11 protein-coding genes and 1 pseudogene are annotated in these 17,176 nt (G+C 61.9%); 4 read left to right on the forward strand and 8 right to left on the reverse strand.

Annotation, left to right across the window (positions count from 1 at the left end; all coding sequences use genetic code 11):
- Positions 1 to 48: 48 nt before the first annotated feature.
- Positions 49 to 483: a thioredoxin TrxC gene (gene trxC / locus B348_RS0104060; RefSeq protein ID WP_017734880.1), complete on the reverse strand. Its 435-nt coding sequence runs from the start codon at positions 481 to 483 to the stop codon at positions 49 to 51.
- Between the two features lie 235 nt (positions 484 to 718).
- On the opposite strand from trxC, the gene B348_RS0104070 reads away from it, so the two are divergent.
- Both B348_RS0104070 and B348_RS0104075 read left to right on the forward strand, forming a co-directional pair.
- Positions 719 to 1,006 carry a type II toxin-antitoxin system HigB family toxin gene (locus B348_RS0104070; protein WP_026136541.1) on the forward strand — a complete coding sequence of 96 codons (288 nt, stop codon included), beginning with the start codon at positions 719 to 721 and terminating at the stop codon, positions 1,004 to 1,006.
- Positions 1,007 to 1,010: 4 nt separating this feature from the next.
- A complete protein-coding gene (locus B348_RS0104075) occupies positions 1,011 to 1,412 on the forward strand; it encodes a type II toxin-antitoxin system HigA family antitoxin (RefSeq protein WP_017734883.1) in 402 nt (133 codons plus the stop codon).
- 30 nt (positions 1,413 to 1,442) lie between these two features.
- On the opposite strand, the gene selO is transcribed toward B348_RS0104075, so the two are convergent.
- From selO to B348_RS1000000132135, 5 genes and pseudogenes are all read right to left on the reverse strand, one after another.
- Positions 1,443 to 2,906: a protein adenylyltransferase SelO gene (gene selO / locus B348_RS0104080; RefSeq protein ID WP_017734884.1), complete on the reverse strand. Its 1,464-nt coding sequence runs from the start codon at positions 2,904 to 2,906 to the stop codon at positions 1,443 to 1,445.
- A 48-nt stretch (positions 2,907 to 2,954) separates the two neighbouring features.
- The gene (gene mscK / locus B348_RS0104085) at positions 2,955 to 6,293 is read right to left on the reverse strand and encodes a mechanosensitive channel MscK (RefSeq protein ID WP_017734885.1); all 3,339 of its coding nucleotides are present in this window, start codon (positions 6,291 to 6,293) and stop codon (positions 2,955 to 2,957) included.
- A 49-nt stretch (positions 6,294 to 6,342) separates the two neighbouring features.
- Positions 6,343 to 8,085 carry a potassium/proton antiporter gene (locus B348_RS0104090; RefSeq protein ID WP_017734886.1) on the reverse strand — a complete coding sequence of 581 codons (1,743 nt, stop codon included), beginning with the start codon at positions 8,083 to 8,085 and terminating at the stop codon, positions 6,343 to 6,345.
- Positions 8,086 to 8,327: 242 nt separating this feature from the next.
- Positions 8,328 to 9,200 (reverse strand): methyl-accepting chemotaxis protein, encoded by an 873-nt coding sequence (locus B348_RS1000000132130; protein WP_370695310.1) that lies wholly within the window; start codon positions 9,198 to 9,200, stop codon positions 8,328 to 8,330.
- Between the two features lie 30 nt (positions 9,201 to 9,230).
- Positions 9,231 to 9,953, reverse strand: a pseudogene (locus B348_RS1000000132135) (MCP four helix bundle domain-containing protein); the annotation flags it as partial.
- Positions 9,954 to 10,219: 266 nt separating this feature from the next.
- Here B348_RS1000000132135 and B348_RS0104100 point away from each other — a divergent pair.
- A complete protein-coding gene (locus B348_RS0104100; RefSeq protein ID WP_017734888.1) occupies positions 10,220 to 10,450 on the forward strand; it encodes a hypothetical protein in 231 nt (76 codons plus the stop codon).
- Entirely contained in the window at positions 10,447 to 10,740 is a 294-nt protein-coding gene (locus B348_RS0104105; protein ID WP_017734889.1) for a cell division protein ZapA, read from the forward strand. Before B348_RS0104100 ends, B348_RS0104105 begins: the two co-directional genes overlap by 4 nt.
- Here B348_RS0104105 and B348_RS0104110 read toward each other — a convergent pair.
- Positions 10,737 to 12,539, reverse strand: coding sequence for an acyl-CoA dehydrogenase (locus B348_RS0104110; RefSeq protein ID WP_017734890.1), 1,803 nt, complete (start codon positions 12,537 to 12,539; stop codon positions 10,737 to 10,739). The two genes, B348_RS0104105 and B348_RS0104110, sit on opposite strands and share 4 nt — an antisense overlap.
- Before the next feature lie 228 nt (positions 12,540 to 12,767).
- Positions 12,768 to 16,721, reverse strand: coding sequence for a trifunctional transcriptional regulator/proline dehydrogenase/L-glutamate gamma-semialdehyde dehydrogenase (putA, locus tag B348_RS0104115; protein ID WP_017734891.1), 3,954 nt, complete (start codon positions 16,719 to 16,721; stop codon positions 12,768 to 12,770).
- Positions 16,722 to 17,176 lie beyond the last annotated feature (455 nt).

Raw genomic sequence — 17,176 nt, forward strand, 5'->3', positions numbered from 1 at the left:
AATTCAACACTGCAATCGCAGGCAAGCCAGCTCCCACATTTGACCGAGTTACACGCCCTGGCTACGCAGCCAGGCCATCAACTGCGGCAACGGAAACGCCCCACTCTGGCGCGCCACTTCGCGGCCGTTCTTGAACAGGATCAAGCTAGGAATCGAACGAATCCCCAACTGCGCCGACAGCTGCTGATTGGCTTCACTGTCCAGTTTGGCCAGCCGGCACTTGCCCTCCAGCTGCCCCGCCGCCTGCTCGAACACCGGCGCAAACGACTTGCATGGCCCACACCAGTCGGCCCACACATCCACCAGCAACGGCAAATCGCCCTTGATCTGACTGGCGTAGTCGCCTTGCTTCAGTTCGAAAGGCTTGCTCAGTAAGACCGGCTGCTTGCAGCGCCCGCACTTGGGCGCGTCGCCCAGGCGTTCGCCGGGGATGCGGTTGAGGCCGTTGCAGTGAGGGCAGGGGATGACGAGAGGTTCGGACATGGGGGGCTCCAACAAAACAGACCAGGAAGGTCTTATTTGGAGTCGTTTCCGAGCGTTATCAAGTTCAAGTGGGCGTTGCATATGCTCACAGATTTTTCGGTGGCGATGACGCCTGTCTATCTAGGCTGTGAAGGCGTGTTCGACAAAGCACCATTGGTCCGTTCGAAGCTATAGCAAATTGCGATAGTCAGCGTTCGGGTTTAACCTTCATAGCAAGATGCGATAGGGACGTTGCATGCGAGTAATCAGTGCGAAGCAAATCCGAAATGCCAAGGAAAAATGGCCATATTCAGCCACTGCATTGGATGAGTGGTATCGGAAGGTCAAAGTCATCAGCCCTGAAGATTTTGCGGCATTGAAGGCGGTTTTTCCTGCGGTGGACAAGGTGGGGTCATTGCATGTCTTCAACATTGGAGGCAACAAGCTACGCCTCATTGCGCTTGTGCGCTTTCGAGTACAGCGTCTCTATATCCGGCATGTGCTGGATCACCGGGAATATGACAAGGGCAAATGGAAGGAGTAATGCAGTGACAGCATTGATCGAGCAAGTAACTGAGCATTGGCAATTCGTGGCGCCTTTGCTGCGCAAGCCTAAAACCGAGGCTGACTACGATGTTCTGGTGGCAGCGCTGGATGAATTGTTGGACATCGTTGGCGAGGACGAAGCTCATCCGCTGATGGGGTTGGTCGATATCATCGGTGATTGGGTTGAGGCCTATGACTTGGAGCATTGGCCAATGCCCGAGGCGAGCGGTGTCGACGTATTGCGTTCAATGATGCAGGAGCATGGTTTGACGCAAAGCGACTTGCCTGGAGTCGGTGCCCAATCGGTTGTCTCGGAAATCCTGAGTGGGAAACGCCAGCTCAACGTTCGGCAGATTCGTTGGCTGGCGGAGTTCTTCAAGGTGCCCGTGGACATGTTCATCTGACGGCGATCAAGACGCTGGATGAGGGTTTTCTCAGGACGAACAACTAATCTCCAAATGCTTCCCCCAATCCGGCGGCCGCTGCGCGTACTGCTCCATCCCCGGCTGTTCCTCAAACGGTTTGCTCAGCACTTCATGCAGCCGCCGCACTTCACTGTAATCCCCGGACTCGGCAGCAGTGATGGCGTTCTGCGCCAAGTAGTTGCGCAGGATGTACAGCGGGTTCACCGCGTGCATCCGCTCGCGGCGCTGTTCCTGGCTGTAATCCCCGTCCCGCTCTACGCGGGCCTTGTACAGGTCGGCCCAGGTATCAAACCCGGCCATGTCGACAAAATCATCGCGCAGCTTCGCCACGGCCAGCGCCGCCGACTCATCCCCAAGGCGGCGGAAGAACAGGGTGTAATCCACGCCGCTGTTCTGCATCAGCTTCAACAGGCGTTCAACCAGTTTCTGGTCATCGTCTTCAGCGGTAGTCAGCCCAAGTCGGCGGCGCATCAGGTCCAGGTAGTTCGCTTGATACAGCGGCAGGTACAGCCCAAGCGCTTCCTTCAACGCATCCACGCTGATAAACGGTGTCAACGCCTGCGCCAACGCGCTGAGGTTCCACTGCCCGATCGGCACCTGGTTGCTGAAGGAGTAGCGGCCTTCATGATCTGAATGGTTGCAGATGAAATGCGCGTCAAAGTCATCCAGGAATGCGAACGGCCCGAAGTCGAAGGTGATGCCCAGGATCGACATGTTGTCGGTGTTCATCACCCCGTGGCAGAAGCCGTAAGCCTGCCATTTGGCGATCAGCTCGGCGTTGCGCTCGACGATTTCGCGGAACATGGCCAGGTACGGCTCGGGCTGCTCACGGCACTCAGGGTAATGAAGGTTCAGTACGTGTTCGGCCAACAATGCCTGCTGCTCGGGCTTCTTGGTGTAGTAGAAGTACTCGAAATGCCCGAAGCGGATATGGCTCGGCGCCATGCGCAATACCATCGCGCCACGCTCCTGTTTCTCGCGCCACACCGGGGTGTCGGAGCCGATCACGCACAACGCACGGCTGCTCGGGATGCCCAGCGCATGCAGGGCTTCGGACGCGAGGAACTCACGGATTGAAGAGCGCAGCACCGCGCGGCCATCGCCCATGCGCGAATACGGCGTCTGCCCTGCGCCCTTGAGGTGCAAGTCCCAATGCTCGCCGGCGGCGTTGTACACCTCGCCCAGCAACAACCCGCGACCATCACCGAGCTGCGGCGTGTAGCCGCCGAACTGATGCCCGGAGTAGACCATCGCCCGTGGCTCCGCTTCGGCCCACAGCTTGTGCCCGCCGAACAGTTCGGCGAACACCGGCGTCTCGGCCACGGCCGGGTCGAGGTCGAGCAGGGCCATGGCGGCATTGCTCGCCACGACCAGGCGCGGGGCGTCGAGGGGTTCGGGCAGTACGTGGGTTGAGAACGCGTCGCCCAGGCGTGCGAAACGGTTGTCGAAGGTCAGTTCGTCGAGGGCTTTCACCGGCCATCTCCAGCAGAATGTCCGAGCATTCTGCTGGGGATAGCGCGGTTAGTCGAGTTTGCTCGGCGGTGGTTCGGTGACGCCGCCGTCGTTGGCGGGCTTGGCCGGGCTGTCGACTTCCACCAGTTTGTATTCCTGGCCGTGGAGGTTCTTGAGGTAGACCTCCATCTGGCGGAACGAGATGTTGATGTGGTGGTTCTTGAACTCGCGGTTGATAAAGCGGTTCACCTCGTCGATCACCGGGTTGCGGTCACCGAGGTCGCGCACGTGCATGCGCAGTTCGTGGTCGAGGGTGCTTTCGCCGAAGTTGAGGAAGTACACGTGAGGTTCGGGTTCTTTGAGGACGCGCGGGTTTTCCCTGGCGGCCTTGAGTAACAGTTCCTTCACCAGATCCAGGTCAGAGCCGTAGTCCACGCCCAGTTTCAGGGTGACGCGGGTGATGGTGTCGGTCAGCGACCAGTTGATCAGTTGCCCGGTAATGAACGTCTTGTTCGGGACGATGATGTCCTTGCGGTCAAAGTCGGTGATCGTGGTGGCGCGGATGCGGATCTTGCTCACCGTGCCCGACAGGTTGCCGATGGTGATGGTGTCGCCGATCCGCACCGGGCGTTCGAACAGGATCATGATGCCGGAGATAAAGTTGGCGAAGATCTCCTGCATGCCGAAACCCAACCCCACCGACAGCGCCGCCACCAGCCATTGCAACTTGTCCCAGCTCACGCCGAGGGTGGACAGCGTCGACACAAAGCCGACGCCGGCAATCACGTAGGACAGCAGCGTGGTCGTCGCATACGCGCTGCCCTGGGCCAGGTCCAGCTTGGACAGCACCAACACTTCCAGCAGACCGGGCAGGTTGCGCGCCAGGGCGAAGGTGATGCCGATGATGATCAGGGCACCGAGCAGGTCGCCGATGCTGATCGGCACCATGCTGATATTGGCGCCCGTGCCGCTGGTGTATTCGTACAACGTGATGTTATCCAGATACGAAAACACCGAGATCAGGTCCGACCACACCCAGTACAGCGCCGCGATAAAGCCGCCGAGCAAGGCCAGGCGGATCAGGCGCATGGACTGTTCGTTGACCTGTTCGATGTCCAGGGTCGGCTCTTCGATTACCGCTTCGCCGTCGCCGGCTTCCTTGGCCGCCTGGCGTTTGGCCAGGGCGCGCGCATAGGCCAGTCGCCGTGCGGCAACGCCCAGGCCGCGCACGAAGGTGGCTTCGATCACCAGCCAGAACATCAGCAGGTACAGGGTGTTGATCAAGCGGTCGCTGAGCTTGAGCGCGGTGTAGTAGTAGCCAAAGCACACGGCGATAAACAGCGCGATGGGCAGGGCGGTAAACAGCACGCCGACGGCTTTGCGGAACAGCGAGGCCTTTTCGTGGGCCGGGCTGTGCAGCAACAGGCGGCCCAGCAGCCAGGCCATCAGCGCGTAGCACAGCAGCACCACGCCGATGCCCAGCACGTCGTCGGCCAGCGCCGCCGGTTGGTGCTCGGCGATGGCCACCACGGCGACCAGCGCCAGCACCACCAGGCCGAGCTTGCGCACCCAGCCTTGGAGAAACTCGACCTGGGGCTTTTCCCAGCGGAAGTGCAGTTCGGCCACGCCACCCGGCGCGAGGATGCGGTAGGCGGTGTAGAACACCATCCACGCCTGGGCGATCTGCAACAGCGCCGCGCCGAGGTTGGCGTTCTGCCCACGGGCGTCGATCTGCAGCGCATAGCCGCACAGCGCCAGGCCCAGGGACACCGGCATCGCAAGCAGGATATTGATCAGGATGGCCTGGGGCGTGTGCCACTGGCTGTCGCGCTTGAAGTGGCCGATGTCCTGGTGGACTTTGTTCAGGCGCTGATAGAGGTTTTTACGCCGCCACAGCAGCGCACCAATCAACAACAGCAGCGGCAGGAACAGCAGCGGGCGCTGGGTCAAACCGTCGTAAAGTTCGCTGACGCTGGACGCCCACGGCAGGGTGGTGACCTGCTTGCTCAGGTGCGCCGGCACGGTTTCCAGCCACTCGGTGTCCAGCGGCTTGTTGCTGGGAATCCAGAACATCTGCTCGTCCAGCGTCGCGCGCAGGGTGGTGGCGGTGCTCAGCAATTGTTTCTGGTTGAGTTGCAGGGTGATCGATTCGTTCAGCAGCGCGCTCAGCTCACGGCTCAGGCGTTCCAGCAGGTCGCTGCGGGTGATCGCCAGTTCCAGCAGGGTGCGGCGCAGTTGTGGGGTGACGTCTTCCGGCGCCTGGTTCGCCAGCAGGTTATCCACATAGGTGCTCGGCGAGCTGATCAGTTCGCGTTGCTGGTTGACCTCGAACTGGTACAGGCGAATGTTGGCGATGTCGTCCGCCAGGTCGCGGTCCACGGTGAGGCGCGGCAGGGCCTGTTTCTGTTTATAGAGGATCTTCGACAGCAGCAGGCTGCCCTTGAGCACGTTGATCTGCTCGTCCAGGGCGGCGTCGCTCTGGGTCACGGTGTCCAGTTGCTGCTTGGTTTGCAGGTTCTTCTGGGTCAGGTCGTTGAGGCGGTCGGTGCTTTTGAGCAGGTAGTCGGAGAGCTTCAGGTTGGCCGCGCTTTCGGTGGCGAGCAGGCTGCTGCCGCCGGCCTTTTGCGCTTCGATGGACTGTTGCGTCACCGTTTGTTGCGATTGCGCCAGGCGTTTCTGGTTGATCAGGGTTTGCAGGTCCTGGATCTCTTGTTCCAGGCGCGCGGTTTTTTCCACTACCAGGTCGTGCTGGCTGTTGCCCAAATCCTGCAGTTGGCTGTTGCCGGCCAGTTCCTGGCGGCGCAGGGGGATCAGCGCGTTGAGGGCGGCGAGTTCGGCGTTCAGTTGGTTGCGCTGGTCGCTGCTGAGGGTTTTACCGTTGTCTTTGCCGGCCTTGAGGATCGAGTTGATCTGCAGGATGCGCGTCTGGCTGCTGCTGATTTCGGTCTGGGCGCGCTCGGGGCGGGTCTGGGCGGCGATGGTCAGGCTGTTGGCGTCGGCCAGGTCTTTTTGCAGGTCGCCTTGCTGGGTGGTGCGCTGCACCAGCAATTGTTCCAGCTGCGGCACCGGCAGGCTGGCATAGCGTTGGGCCACCGGGACGATTTTGGTGGCCTTGAGCCGGGTCAGCTCGCGCTGGTTCTCGACGGTCTGGCGCGGCGCGTCTTCCAGCTGGCGCTTGAGGTCCGCCAGGCGCTGCTCGTAATCCTGCTTGTTGCCCAGGTAGGTCAGGGTCTGTTGCAGGACGTTCTGCAACGCCTTCATGTCGGCGTCGGGCAGCTTGCGGTCGGGCAGCTTGTCCAGGGATTGCTGGATAGCGTCGGCGCTGGGCGGGTCGGCCGCGTGGACGGTGCCGACACAAAGGGTCAGGCCCAGCAGGGCAGTGGCGAGGAACGTGCGCAGGATTGGCATATAGACCGGTCGTGCAAGGTGAAGAATCGGGGCGTTGTCGCCCCGCAGTTTAGAGGAAGAGTCCGGGGCCCGGGCGACTTCCTTCGGGGAATCTGACGCCCACTTTGCCGATCTTGTTCCCGTCCATGACCGCGACGGTCCAGATGGTGTTGTTCCACTCCACCTGGTCGCCGACGATGGGCGCGCCGCCGACTTTCTGGGTGATGAAGCTGCTCAGTGGCATGTCCGGGTCGATGCCTTCCAGCTTCAGGCCGTACAGGGCGGAGACCGCGCCCAGTTGGGCGTCGCCTTCGAGGACGAAGTCGCCGAAGAAGCGCAGGTCGAGGCCGCGTTGCGGCGCCTGGCTGAACAGTTTGCCCAGGGCTGGCAGGTTGTGTTCGTGGCCGATCACACAGAGCAGGTCGCCGACTTCCAGCACCGTACTACCCGACGGATGGAGCAGTTGCTGGCCACGGAACAGCGCGGCGATCCGCGTGCCTTCGGGCATTTTCAGTTCGCGCAGGGCGGCGCCGATGCACCATTTTTCGGCGCCGAGGCGGTAGACGAACAGCTCCCACTCGCTGGTGACGTGCACTTCCAGGGCGGCGCGGGAGATCGGCGCCGGGTCTGGCGGGACGGTCACCTTGAGCAGCTTGGCCACCCACGGCAGGCTGGTGCCTTGCACCAGCAGCGAGACCAGCACGATAAAGAACGCCAGGTTGAAGTACAGCTGCGCATGGGGCAGCCCGGCCATCAGCGGGAACACCGCGAGAATGATCGGCACCGCGCCGCGCAAGCCCACCCAGGCGATAAAGCCTTTTTCGCGGCCATGGAACGCCTTGAACGGCAGCAGGCCGACGATCACCGACAGCGGCCGCGCAAACAGGATCATCCACAGCGCCAGGCCCAGGGCCGGCAGGGCAATCGGCAGCAAGTCATGGGGCGTGACCAGCAGGCCCAGCACCAGGAACATGCCGATCTGCGCCAGCCAGGCCATACCGTCGAGCATATGCAAAATGCCATGACGGCTGCGCACCGGGCGGTTGCCGATCACCAGGCCGCACAGGTACACGGCGAGGAAGCCGCTGCCGTGCAGGGCGTTGGTCACGGCGAAGACGAACAGGCCGCCGGCGATCACCAGGATCGGGTACAAACCGGTGGCCAGGTTGATGCGGTTGACCATTTGCAGCATCAGCCAGCCGCCGCCCAGGCCGACCACGCCGCCGATGCCGAACTCGCGCACCAGGTGCGTCAGCAGGCTCCAGTGCAGGCCGGTCTGGCCGCTGGCGAGCATGTCGATCAGGGTCACGGTGAGGAACACCGCCATCGGGTCGTTGCTGCCGGATTCGATTTCCAGGGTGGCGGTCACCCGCTCGTTGAGGCCCTTGCCGCCCAGCAGCGAGAACACCGCCGCGGCGTCCGTGGAGCCGACGATGGCGCCAATCAGCAAACCCTGGATGATATTCAGGTCAAACAGCCACGCCGCCGCCATGCCGGTGAGGCCGGTGGTAATCAACACCCCCACCGTGGCCAGCGACAACGCCGGCCAGAGTGCCACGCGGAAACTCGCCACCCGCGTGCGCAGGCCGCCGTCGAGCAGGATCACTGCAAGGGCAAGGTTGCCCACCAGGTAGGCGGTCGGGTAGTTGTCAAAGATGATGCCGCCGCCATCGACGCCGGCGACCATGCCCACGGCCAGGATGATCACCAGGATCGGGATACCGAGGCGGGACGAAAGGGAACTCACCAGAATGCTCGCACTCACCAGCAACGCGCCGATCAAGAACAGGCTGTTGATGGTCGTCGCATTCAAAGGCAGTACTCCATGGGCAAACAAGACGGGGCGCAAACTGACCATGCAGTCTGCGTGCCAGCGATTCTAACCTGTTGAATTGCTGCGCTGTCAAAAGCTTTGAAGGCATGCGTCGATCTAATGTGGCAGTGATCCCTGTGGGAGCTGGCTTGCCTGCGATAGCGGTCTGCCAGTTAAGGAGATGCAAGCTGGCCCACAGCTATCGCAGGCAAGCCAGCTCCCACAGGGGATCGGCGTCGGTTTCAGAGGCGGAAACGGCTCACCATCCCATTCAAATCCACCGCCAATCGCGACAACTCATTACTCGCCGCACTCGTCTGGCTGGCACCCGTCGCCGATTGCACCGACAGATCGCGGATGTTCACCAGGTTACGGTCCACTTCCCGCGCCACTTGCGCCTGTTCTTCCGCCGCGCTGGCGATCACCAGGTTGCGCTCGTTGATCTCGACAATCGCCGTGTTGATCGTATCCAGCGACAGTCCCGCGCCTTTGGCGATGTTCAGCGTCGATTCCGCACGTTCGGTGCTGTTGCGCATCGAGTCCACGGCGTGTTCGGTGCCGGCCTGGATGCTGCCGATCATCCGCTCGATCTCGCTGGTGGACTGTTGGGTGCGATGGGCCAGTGCGCGCACTTCGTCGGCGACCACGGCAAAACCACGCCCGGCCTCACCGGCGCGGGCGGCTTCGATGGCGGCGTTGAGGGCCAGCAGGTTGGTCTGGTCGGCCAGGCCGCGAATCACGTCCAGCACCTTGCCGATATCCCGCGACTCATTGGCCAGGTCGCCAATCAGCGTGGCGGTGGCTTGCACATCGCCGCTCATGCGTTCGATGGCGCTGACGGTCTCTTGCACCAGATCACGGCCGTCGCCGGCGGAAGTGGTGGCGTTGCGCGAGGCTTCGGACGTGCTCACCGCATTGCGTGCGACTTCTTCCACAGCGCTGGTCATCTCGTTGACGGCGGTGGCGGCTTGTTCGATCTCGTTGTTTTGCTGGGTCAGGCCACGGGCGCTTTCGTCGGTGACGGCGTTCAGCTCTTCGGCGGCCGAGGCCAGCTGGGTGGCGGAACCGGCGATGCGTTGCAGGGTGTCGCGCAGTTTGTCCTGCATCTTGGCCATGGCGGCCAGCAGGCGCCCGGCTTCGTCGTTGCCGTCGACCTTGATCGGGCGCGTGAGGTTGCCTTCGGCGACTTCTTCGGCGGCTTCCAGGGCTTGGGAAATTGGCAGGGTGATGCTGCGGGTCAACAGCCAGGCGAACAGCACGGTCAATGCGGTTGCGAGGATCAGCAGGCCGACGACCAGCTTGAAGGCCAGGTCGTATTGATCCTTGGCTTCCTGGTTGGTGACCAGGGCCATGTTGTTGTTGATATCCAGCAAGCGCGCGAGCACGGCGTTGACCTGCTCGGAGTTGCTCAGCAACTCGGTGTTGATCAGCGTGCGCAGGGCGTCGACCTGATTGGCCTGGGACAGGCTTTTCATACGTGTTTCGATCTGGCGGTACTGGCCGAGCAGGCTGACGTATTCGTCGTAGGCGGCGCGCTCTTCGCGGCTGTCGATGAGTTTTTCGTAGATGGCCTGGGCGGCGCGGATCTGCTGGTCGCGCAGTTCGAAGGTGTCCAGGGTCTTTTGCTGCACATCCGGCTCGCGGTTGGTCAGCAGGCGGTACGACAGCACGCGCAGGCGCAGGGTCAGTTGGGTGAACTCGTCGAGGGCGCGAATGCTCGGCACGCTGGACAGGGTGATGTCTTCGGCGGCGCCGCGGATCTTGCTCATCTGGTTCAGGGCGAACACACCGAGAAACAGCATGAGCGCGCCGATAAACGCGAAGCCCAAAAAGGCACGCGGCGCGATATTCATATTACGAAGGGACATGCTGGAATCCTGGGGAGAAGCGCAATCCGTGCGGCCATGAGAGGGGGGATGCTTCTCTATCGGTCGTACGACTAAAGTCTAAAGGGGCCTGTGCGTTTTTGTCGCATCCGATGAGCTTCAGGAACCAGATCGGCGAATTGCAGTCACTAAGGCTCGAAAGTGCGGCCCGGCCCTGAAAAATCGGGCTGCGCGCCGGGGATAACCCTGGCATCCGAGGTGAATTTTCTTTATCGTCACCGCCCTTTGAAAAAGCCCGAGAAATCAAAATGTTAGAAGCATCCCTCAGCCAACTGGAACAATTGGTCAGCGACCTGGTACAGCAGAACCAGGATCTGCTGGGCAGCAACGAATCCCTCAAGGCCGAACTGGCCCGCGCCAAGGATGAGAACGACAGCCTGCAATTGAACCTGATGGAACAGGAAGAAAAGAACGGCGCTACCGCTGCGCGCATTCAAGCACTGGTTGAGCGCGTGAGCGCAGGTCCTGTCGGCGCATGAATGAAGGGATAAAGGTCGTTTCGATTCTCGGAGAGGATTACTCGATCAAGGCGCCGGCCGGGGAAGACAAGACCCTGATGCACGCCGTGACCATGCTCAAAGCCTCCCTGGCCACCACCAAGAAGAAGTATCCGACGCTGATCGGCGACAAATTACTGGTGCTGGCGGCGCTGAACCTGTGCGCCGAGCAGATCGAAATGCAGCAGGCGCACCAGGAGGAACTCGACCGTTACCAAGAGCAAGTCAGCGCCACGGTCGATGTGATTGCCAAGGCGATCGGGCAGCCTTAGAACCATTCGTCCTGCATCGCGAGGCACGTATCATCGCGTGCCTCCAGAATCGCCAGTTCATGATGGCAGCCCGGTACTTCCCAGGTCAGGAAGTAGCGGGCGGCCTGGAGCTTGCCTTTATAGAAGGCCGCGTCGGCCGCATTGCCCTTGGCCAGCCCTTCTTCGGCGCGAATCGCTTGTTCCAGCCAGCGCCAGCCAATCACCGTATGCCCAAACACCTTCAAGTACAGCGCCGAGTTTGCCAGGCTGCTGTTGACCTTGCCCTGGGCGAGATCCGTGAGCAGACCGATGGTCACGCTTTGCAGGCGGTTCACCAGGTGTTCCAGTGGCTCCCTTAGTGCTGTGAGGCTTGGGTATTCCTGCGCACGGGCACCGGTTTCGGCAATCAGTCTGATTAACTGCTTCAAGCCCGCGCCGCCGCTCTGCGCCAGCTTGCGCCCCAGCAAGTCGAGGGACTGGATGCCGTGGGTGCCTTCATGGATCGGGTTCAGGCGGTTGTCGCGGTAGTACTGCTCCACCGGGTATTCGCGGGTGTAGCCGTGGCCGCCGAGGATCTGGATCGCCAGTTCGTTGGCCTTGAGGCAGAACTCCGACGGCCAGGATTTGACGATGGGCGTGAGCAGGTCCAGCAGTTCGTGGGCCTGTTTGCGCTCGGCTTCGGTGGCCAGGGTGGTGGTGTCGTCGAACAGGCGAGCGGCGTACAGGCCGAGGTCAAAGGCGCCTTCGACGTAGGCTTTTTGCGTGAGCAGCATGCGTTTTATATCGGCGTGCTGAATGATCGACACCGGTGCAGTCGTCGGATCTTTGCTATCCGGCAGGCGGCCCTGCGGACGCTCGCGAGCGTATTCCAAGGAGTACAGGTAACCGGCATAGCCCAGCATCACTGCGCCCATGCCCACGCCGATACGCGCTTCGTTCATCATCTGGAACATGCAGCTCAAGCCCTGGTGCGGCTTGCCCACCAGATAGCCGACACAGTTGCCGTTATCGCCGAAGTTCAGTGCCGTAGACGTGGTGCCGCGCCAGCCCATCTTGTGGAACAGCCCGGCCAGCACCACATCGTTGCGCTCGCCCAGGCTGCCGTCGTCGTTGACCAGGAACTTGGGCACGATAAACAGCGAAATGCCCTTCACCCCTGCCGGCGCGTCCGGCAGCTTGGCCAGCACCATGTGCACGATGTTTTCCGACAGCGGGTGGTCGCCGCCGGAGATGAAGATCTTATTGCCCTTGAGTCGATAGGTGCCGTCAGCCGCCGGTTCTGCGCGCGTACGAATATCCGACAGGGACGAACCGGCATGGGGTTCGGTCAGGGCCATGGTGCCGAAGAAGCGCCCGTCGATCATCGGTTGCAGGAAGCGTTGTTTCTGTTCGTCGGTGCCGAAGCTCTCAATGAGGTTGGCGGCGCCCATGGTCAGGAACGGGTAGGACGTGGAGGCGGCGTTGGCCGATTGGAAATGCGCGAAACAGGCCTGGGAGAGCAGGGTGGGCAACTGCATGCCACCGGCTTCGAAGCTGCGTGCGGCGTTGAGGAAGCCGGCTTCCAGGAAGGCATCGACGGCCGGTTTGACCTCGGGAATCAGGATCGCTGCGCCGTTTTCGTAGCGCGGTTCGTTTTCGTCGTTCTTGCGGTTATGGGGGGCGAAGTACTTTTCGGCGATGTTTCGAGCGGTGCTGATCGCCGCATCGAAGGTTTCCCGATTGTGCTCGGCAAACCGCTCGCGCTGGGTCAGGCCCTCGGCATCGAGGACTTCGTACAGCTCGAAAGCCAGATTGCGGGAACTGAGCAGCGTCTCGGACATGGCGGCTTACCTATGTGGGAATAGGGCCGAGTCTAAGTGCGCAAATGGAGGGTGGATAGCAAGATTGATTTGGGTGATGGAACTGCAAAACAAACGCGCGAGGCTTGTGCAATAAATGTGGGAGCTGGCTTGCCCGCGATGCAGACACCTCGGGGCGTCAGTTGCGCTGAGGTGATGCAATCGCAGGCAAGCCAGCTCCCACACAAGCCAGCCCTTACAGGGTTTCAGTTAGCCGATGGTCATCAGGCTGGCGTTACCGCCCGCCGCCGCGGTGTTGACGCTCAACGCCCGCTCGATCACCAAGCGCTCCAGCGCAATCGCCGTCTCGCCTTGGGACAAACCATGCACCCCGACAATCGCGCCACTGCGCTGTGCCACTTGCTGGCACACCGCACGCAGTTGGTCGGAATCACCGTGGTGCAGGACGGCGTCAAACACCACGTCGTCCTTGGTCCAGTCGGCCACCCGCTTGATCTTCGCCTGAATCTCTTTAGGTAGGCGTGGGAACACGGCCTTGGTCAAGTCAGTCTCTGGCCATACCGCCGAGCCGCCTACCGCCAGCACAGCGGCCAGTTGGGTCAGCAGGTCGCTTTCCACGTCCGCCAGACACAGTACGTGCTCGCGGGGCAGGATGGCGTAGCTGTTGCGCTCGCCGGTCGGGCCGGCCAGTTGGCGGGTGATACCGCTTTGCGATTGTGCGGCGAACTGGTCGCACAGGGCGCTCAGGTCGCTGAGCTTGTGGCTGTCGGCCCAGGTTTTCAGGGCGGTCAGCGGTTGGCTCATGGCGTCACGCAGGCGGACATCCGGCGCACTCAGCTTGTCACCGCGTACGAAGGATTGCGCGATGGCATCCGTAGGACGAGTCGAGAGCAGGCGGTACAGGTACAACGGACCACCGGCTTTCGGGCCGGTGCCCGACAGGCCTTCGCCGCCGAACGGTTGCACGCCGACCACGGCGCCGACGATGTTGCGGTTCACGTAGACGTTACCGGCATGGACGTTGTCGATCACCTTGGCGATGGTCTCGTCGATGCGGGTGTGCACGCCCAGGGTCAAGCCGTAGCCCGACGCGTTGATCTGGCCGATGAGCTGGTCGATCTCTTTGCGCTTGTAGCGCACCACGTGCAGCACCGGGCCGAAGATCTCCCGTTGCAGTTCGTCGAAGCTTTCCAGTTCGATCAGGGTCGGCATCACGAAGGTGCCGCGCTTGATCTCTTCGCCGTCGGCAATCGCCACCTGGTACACATTGCGGCCTTTGTCGCGCATGGCCTGGATGTGTTTCTCGATGCCGGCCTTGGCTTCGGCGTCGATCACCGGGCCGATGTCCACCGACAGGCGCTCCGGGTTACCCAGACGGCATTCCGCCATGGCGCCCTTGAGCATTTCGATGACGCGGTCTGCGGAATCCTCCTGCAAGCACAGGACACGCAGGGCCGAGCAACGTTGGCCGGCACTGTCGAAGGCCGAGGACACTACGTCGATGACCACTTGTTCGGTCAGCGCCGAGGAGTCGACGATCATGGCGTTCTGGCCACCGGTTTCGGCGATCAGCGGAATCGGCCGGCCCTGGGCATCCAGGCGCCCGGCGACATTGCGTTGCAGCAGGCGCGCCACTTCGGTGGAGCCGGTGAACATCACGCCTTTGACGCGATCATCACCCACCAGGCGGGCACCCACGGTTTCGCCCTGGCCCGGCAGCAATTGCAGCACGCCTTCCGGGATGCCGGCTTCCAGCAGGATGCGCACGGCTTGTGCGGCGACCAGCGGGGTTTGCTCGGCCGGCTTGGCCAGTACCGGGTTGCCGGCGGCCAATGCGGCAGCGACTTGGCCGCTGAAGATGGCCAGCGGGAAGTTCCACGGGCTGATGCAGACCACCGGGCCCAGTGGGCGGTGGGCGTCGTTGGTGAAATCGTTGCGTGCCTGCACGGCGTAGTAGCGCAGGAAATCCACGGCTTCGCGCACTTCGGCAATGGCGTTGGCGAAGGTCTTGCCGGCTTCACGGGCCAGCAGGCCCATCAGCGGTTGGATCTCGCCTTCCATCAGGTCGGCGGCGCGCTCCAGGATCGCCGCACGTTCGGCGGGCGGGGTGGCCTGCCAGATCGGGCCGGCGTTGATGGCGCATTGGATCGCGTTATCCACGTCTTCGACGGTGGCTTCTTGCACGTGGCCGACTACATCACGCAGGTCGGACGGGTTCAGCACCGGTGCGGCGGGTTGATTGCTGGCCGCGCAACCGAGCATCGGCGCGGCTTTCCAATTGTTGTGGGCCGTGGCCAGCAGGGCGCAGGACAACGACGCCAGGCGGTGTTCGTTGGCCAGGTCGATACCGGCCGAGTTGGCGCGCTCGCTGCCGTACAGGTCGCGTGGCAATGGAATGCGCGGGTGCGGCAGGCCGAAGCCGCCTTCCAGCGTGGCCATTTGCTCGATGCTGGCCACTGGATCGGCCACCAGCTCCTGAATGGAGATGGACTGGTCGGCGATACGGTTGACGAACGAGGTGTTGGCGCCGTTTTCCAGCAGGCGACGCACCAGGTAAGCCAGCAGTGTTTCGTGGGTGCCGACCGGAGCGTACACGCGGCACGGACGGTTCAGCTTGCCTTCGGAGACCTTGCCTACAACCTGCTCGTACAGCGGTTCACCCATGCCGTGCAGGCATTGGAATTCGTACTGGCCGGGGTAATAGTTCTGACCGGCGATATGGTAGATAGCCGACAGGGTGTGGGCGTTATGCGTGGCGAATTGCGGGTAGATGACTTCCGGCACCGACAGCAGTTTGCGTGCGCAGGCGATGTAGGAAACGTCGGTGTAAACCTTGCGGGTGTATACCGGGTAGCCTTCCAGGCCTTCGACCTGGGCGCGCTTGATCTCGCTGTCCCAGTACGCGCCTTTGACCAGGCGGATCATCAGGCGGTGGCGGCTGCGGCGCGCCAGGTCGATGACGTAGTCGATCACATACGGGCAACGCTTCTGGTAAGCCTGGATGACGAAGCCGATGCCGTTCCAGCCGGTCAGTTGCGGCTCGAAGCACAGGCGTTCCAGCAGGTCCAGGGACAGTTCCAGGCGGTCGGCTTCTTCGGCGTCGATGTTCAAGCCGATGTCGTATTGCTTGGCCAGCAGGGTCAACGACAGCAGGCGTGGGTACAGCTCGTCCATCACGCGCTCGTACTGCGCACGGCTGTAACGCGGGTGCAGGGCCGAGAGCTTGATGGAAATGCCCGGGCCTTCATAAATCCCACGGCCGTGAGAAGCTTTGCCGATGGAGTGAATGGCTTGTTCGTACGAGGCCAGGTACTTCTGCGCATCGTGTTCGGTGAGTGCGGCTTCACCGAGCATGTCGTAGGAATAACGGAAACCCTTGGCTTCGAACTTGCTCGCGTTGGCCAGGGCTTCGGCGATGGTTTCGCCGGTGACGAACTGCTCGCCCATCAGTCGCATGGCCATGTCGACGCCCTTGCGGATCATCGGCTCGCCGCTCTTGCCGATGATGCGACTCAGGGACGAGGTCAGGCCTGCTTCGTTATGGGTGGCGACCAGCTTGCCGGTCAGCAGCAGGCCCCAGGTCGCGGCATTGACGAACAGCGATGGGCTGTTGCCCAGGTGCGGCTGCCAGTTGCCGGTGCTGATCTTGTCGCGGATCAGCGCGTCGCGGGTGCCCTTGTCCGGGATACGCAGCAGCGCTTCGGCCAGGCACATCAGTGCCACGCCTTCCTGGGACGACAGGGAAAATTCTTGCAGCAGGCCCTGAACAATACCGGCACGGCCGCCGGCACTTTTCTGGTTACGCAGTTTTTCGGCAATCGAGGCGGCCAGCTTGTTGGTGGCTTCGGCCATTGGCGCTGGCAGGCGAGCCTGTTCGATCAGCATTGGCACCACTTCCGGCTCAGGGCGACGGTAAGCGGCGGTGATCGAAGCGCGCAGGACGGATTGCGGCAGGATGCTTTCGGCGAACTCCAGGAAGCACTGGTGGGCGTGGTCGGTCTGCACCTCGCCTGCGTCGTCGGCATCCTTGCTGCTCAAGCCATTGAGTTCGGTCAGGGTTGCACCACCCTCCAGTTTCTCCAGGTAATTGAAAATCGCCTGCTTGATCAGCCAGTGCGGCGTGCGATCAATGGAGGTCGCGGCAGCCTTCAGGCGTTCGCGGGTCGGGTCGTCGAGTTTGACCCCAAGGGTGGTCGTAGCCATTTTCTTATCCTCATGGGTGCCACTACCGAGTGGCATCAGCTGGCGGCAAGATTAGCTTTGCCCATGCAGAGGTGCAACCGGGTGCAACCCTTTTTATGCATGAAATTTTCGGGGGGAGGCATGAAAAAAACCGACTCTCAGCGGAATCTGCTTCACGCTGGTGCATTTGCTTCTGAGATCGGCTGTTCTTGCTCCGAAAAGGAGCAAGAACGGGGTGTTTTGCGTAATTCACACTTGGGTGCAACTTATTCTCACGAAACTGGTTGCACCTTATTTGCTTTGTTGAATAGCATTCGCGCCCAAGGTGCAACCACCTCCACGAGTCGGTTCATCGGCTGACGGCTTTCCTGGGGAAACGTCAGTCATAAATGCGCGGCACGCAGTTACGTCTACCTACTTGCAGTGGGTGGCCGTCTGACAGACCGCCGCTACATAAAAACAAAGCCAGGGCGTCA

Source organism: Pseudomonas sp. CBZ-4 (assembly GCF_000346755.1).
Lineage (GTDB): Bacteria > Pseudomonadota > Gammaproteobacteria > Pseudomonadales > Pseudomonadaceae > Aquipseudomonas.